Origin of the sequence: Devosia sp., from assembly GCF_036406155.1 — a bacterium.
Lineage (GTDB): Bacteria > Pseudomonadota > Alphaproteobacteria > Rhizobiales > Devosiaceae > Devosia_A.
On sequence record NZ_DASWVV010000003.1, the window covers coordinates 1 to 3982 of the forward strand.

At 70.0% G+C, this 3982-nt stretch carries 4 protein-coding genes and 1 pseudogene; 4 read left to right on the forward strand and 1 reads right to left on the reverse strand.

The annotated features are described in order from the left end of the window. Positions 1-190: pseudogene (locus VGD93_RS00075) on the reverse strand (Na/Pi cotransporter family protein); the annotation flags it as partial. Between the two features lie 134 nt (positions 191-324). Here VGD93_RS00075 and VGD93_RS00080 point away from each other — a divergent pair. The 4 genes from VGD93_RS00080 to VGD93_RS00095 form a co-directional block, all read left to right on the forward strand. Continuing rightward, positions 325-1653 (forward strand): NAD(P)H-dependent oxidoreductase, encoded by a 1329-nt coding sequence (locus VGD93_RS00080; protein ID WP_395007958.1) that lies wholly within the window; start codon positions 325-327, stop codon positions 1651-1653. A 1-nt stretch (position 1654) separates the two neighbouring features. Further along, a complete protein-coding gene (locus tag VGD93_RS00085) occupies positions 1655-2689 on the forward strand; it encodes a thiamine pyrophosphate-dependent dehydrogenase E1 component subunit alpha (RefSeq protein WP_395007960.1) in 1035 nt (344 codons plus the stop codon). After that, a complete protein-coding gene (locus VGD93_RS00090) occupies positions 2689-3687 on the forward strand; it encodes an alpha-ketoacid dehydrogenase subunit beta (protein WP_395007963.1) in 999 nt (332 codons plus the stop codon). The genes VGD93_RS00085 and VGD93_RS00090 overlap by 1 nt, the downstream gene beginning before the upstream one ends. 2 nt (positions 3688-3689) lie before the next feature. Next, positions 3690-3982: biotin/lipoyl-containing protein (locus VGD93_RS00095; RefSeq protein WP_395007961.1), on the forward strand; the 293-nt coding region annotated here is incomplete at its 3' end.

The following is a 3982-nucleotide window of genomic DNA, read 5'->3' on the forward strand; positions in this document are numbered from 1 at the left end:
AACTCTGCAGCAGCACGGCGATGCCCGCCCCGATCGCGGCCGCCCGCAGCCGCCCCGAGCCGCTCTCGCGCAGCACCCGCCGCAGCGCCGGCTCCTGGCTGCGCTCGATCCCCGTGCGCACCATCCGCACCGCCCACAACAAGAGCGCAACCGAACCCGCAAGCTGCAGCAAAAGCAGGTAAAAGTTCATCTGAGGTCAGGCATCTGGAGTGGCTCCCGGAGGCGGCGCGACGACCCGGTGGGCGACGCGCGGCTTGCACATTAGTATTGACACCGAGACATTTGTTCAATACCCCTGATGCCACTGGACGGGAGCAGCAAGCCATGACCATCAACGTAGCGCCGACGGGCCTGACGCGTGACCTCGTGGCGCGCGCCGAGTCGGGGCGGCCCATCCGCATCGGCCTCATCGGCGCCGGCGAGATGGGGACGGACATCGTCACCCAGGTCGCCCACATGCCGGGTCTCGAGATCGGCGCGATCGCCGATCTCAACGTTCCGGCGGGGCTCAGGGCGGCGGAGATCGCCTATCGCGAGCCCGGTCATGCGCAGGAGGCGGGGAGCGCGACGGCCGTGTCCGCGGCGATCGACGCCGGCCGCATCGCGGTGACCGGCGACGCCGATCTCGTCATCGCCAACGACCGCATCGACGTCGTCATCGACGCCACCGGCGTGCCCGCGGTGGGCGCCGAGATCGGCCTGCATGCCATGGAGCACGGCAAGCACCTCGTCATGATGAACGTCGAGGCCGACGTCACCATCGGCGCCTATCTCCGCCACGAGGCGGAGCGGCTCGGCGTCGTCTATTCGCTCGGCGCCGGCGACGAGCCCTCCAGCTGCATGGAACTCATCGAGTTCGTCTCGGCCATGGGCCATACCATCGTTGCCGCCGGCAAGGGCAAGAACAACCCGCTCAACATCGACGCCGTCCCCGACGACTACGCCGAGGAAGCGGCCCGCCGCAACATGAACGTGCGCATGCTGGTCGAGTTCGTCGACGGCTCCAAGACCATGGTCGAGATGGCCGCCATCGCCAATGCCACCGGGCTGGTGCCCGACAAGCCCGGCATGCACGGCCCGGCGGCGACGCTCGACCAGCTGGCGACGACGCTGGTGCCGCGCGAGCACGGCGGCATCCTGTCGCGCACCGGCGTCGTCGACTACACCATCGGCAAGGGCGTCGCCCCCGGCGTGTTCGTCGTCGCCGACATGAGCCATCCGCGCCTCAGCGAGCGCATGCACGACCTGCGCCTCGGCACCGGTCCGTATTTCACCTTCCACCGGCCCTATCACCTGACCAGCCTCGAGGTGCCGCTGACCTGCGCCCGCGTCGTGCTCTACGGCAAGGCCGACATGGTGCCGCTGCCGATCCCGGTCGCCGAAGTCGCGGCCGTCGCCAAGAAGCCGCTGCGGCCGGGCGACAGGCTCGATGCCATCGGCCAGTACTGCTATCGCGCCTATGTCATGGCGGCCGCCGAGGCCCGCGCCGCCGGCGCCATCCCCTGCGGGCTGCTGCAGGGCGGCACGGTCACGGCGCCCATCGCTCGGGGCGAACTGATCACCACCGCCAATGCCGCGCCGCCCGCGGGCTCCAGGATCGTCGAGCTGCGGGCCCGCCAGGACCGCCTCGTCCATGGCGCGGGGGAGGCCTGACATGGCACGGGCCGGCCACTCTCCCGCCGCCAAGGCGCCCGGCGCCAACCAGCCATTCCTGTACGCGACCTACGCCCCCGAGCAGCTGCGCGAGGCGCTGCGCCGCATGCATCTCATCCGCCAGTTCGAGGAAGGCGCCGAGCAGAGCTACATGCGTGGCCTCATCCACGGCACCATGCACCTGTCCATCGGCCAGGAGGCGACGGCGGTCGGCATCTGCCTGCCCCTGACCGAGGCGGACCAGATCACCTCCACGCATCGCGGCCACGGCCACTCCATCGCCAAGGGCGCCGACGTCAAGCGCATGTTCGCCGAATTCTTCGGCAAGACCACCGGCTATTGCGGCGGGCGCGGCGGCTCCATGCACATCGCCGACGTCTCCGTCGGCAATCTCGGCGCCAACGGCATCGTCGGCGGCGGCATTCCCATCGCCGTCGGGGCGGCGCTGACCGCCCAGCGCCTCAACACCGGCAAGGTCGTCGTCTCCTTCTTCGGCGATGGCGCCAACAACGAGGGCGCCTTCCACGAGGCCCTCAACATGGCCTCGATCTGGAAGCTGCCGGTGGTGTTCGTGTGCGAGAACAACGGCTACGGCATGTCGACCTCGACGGCACGCTCGACGGCCGTCGCCAACATCGCCGACCGCGCCGCCGCCTATGCCATGCCCGGCGTCATCGTCGACGGCAACAGCGTCGCCGCGGTGACCGAGGCCTCCCATGCCGCCGTGGCCCGGGCGCGGGCCGGCGACGGGCCGACGCTGATCGAGGCCAAGACCTACCGCTATCGCGGTCATTCCAAGAGCGACCGCAACCGCTACCGGACCAAGGAAGAGATCGAGGACTGGATGAGCAACCGCGATCCGATCGACCGCTTCGAGGCCGAACTCAAGGAATTCGGGGTCATCGACGATGCCGGCATTGCCGCCATCCGCGAGGCGGTGCGCGCCGAGATCGAGGCCGGCATCGCCTTCGCCAAGGACAGCCCGGCACCGGTAGCGGCCGACCTCGAACGCAACGTCTATACGGAGCCGGCATGATGGACGCGGCGGTGCGCGAGCTGACCTACGCCCAGGCCATCCAGGAGGCCATGGCGCTGGCCATGCAGGCCGACGAGCGCGTCCTGCTGATGGGCGAGGACATCGGCGTCTATGGCGGGGCGTTCCAGGTGACGGGCGACCTCATCGAGCGCTTCGGCCCCGAGCGGGTGATGGACACGCCGATCTCCGAACTCGGCGGGGCGGGGGTGGCCGTCGGCGCCGCGGTCACCGGCCTCAGGCCCATCTTCGAGTTCCAGTTCTCCGACTTCGCCGCGCTCGCCATGGAGCAGATCGTCAACCAGGCCGCCAAGATGCGCTACATGCTGGGCGGCGCCGTCTCGGTGCCGGTGGTCATGCGCTTTCCGGCCGGCTCGGGCACCGGGGCGGCGGCGCAGCACAGCCAGAGCCTCGAGGCCTGGCTCGGCCACGTCCCCGGCCTCAAGGTCATCCAGCCCGCGACCCCGCACGACGCCAAGGGCATGCTGCTCGCCGCCGTCGCCGACCCCGACCCGGTGATGATCTTCGAGCACAAGCTGCTCTACAAGATGAAGGGCCCCGTGCCCGAGGGCCACTACACCGTGCCCATCGGCACCGCGGAAATCCGCCGCGAGGGACGCGACCTGACCATCGTCGCCACCTCGCTCATGGTGCACAAGGCGCTCGAGGCGGCGGCGACGCTGGCGGACGAGGGGATCGACGTCGAGGTCGTCGACCTGCGCACCATCCGTCCGATGGACCGCGAGACCGTGATCGCCAGCGTGCGCAAGACCTCGCGCCTCATCTGCGTCTACGAGGGCGTGAAGACGCTCGGCGTCGGCGCCGAGGTCAGCGCCATGATCGCCGAGAGCGAGGCCTTCGACTATCTCGATGCGCCCATCGTCCGGCTGGGCGGGGCGGAGACCCCCATTCCCTACAATCCCGAACTCGAGAAGGCGGCCGTGCCGCAGGTGCCCGGCATCATCGCGGCCGCGCGCGATCTCGTGCGGGGAGCGCGCTGACCATGCCGGTCGAGGTCATTCTGCCCAAGGTCGACATGGACATGACGACCGGCCGCATCTCGCACTGGTACGTCGCCGAGGGCGACGAGGTGCGCCAGGGCGACACCCTGTTCGAGATCGAGACCAACAAGGCGGCGATGGAGATCGAGGCCCCGGCGAGCGGCGTGCTGGGTGGCGTTGTCGGGCGCGAAGGCGTCGACATCGCGGTTGGCGAGACCGTCGCCTGGATCTACCAGGAGGGGGAGAATCCCGCCGCAGCCGCGCCGGGCCCGTCCGCGGCCGCCACTTCCGCCGC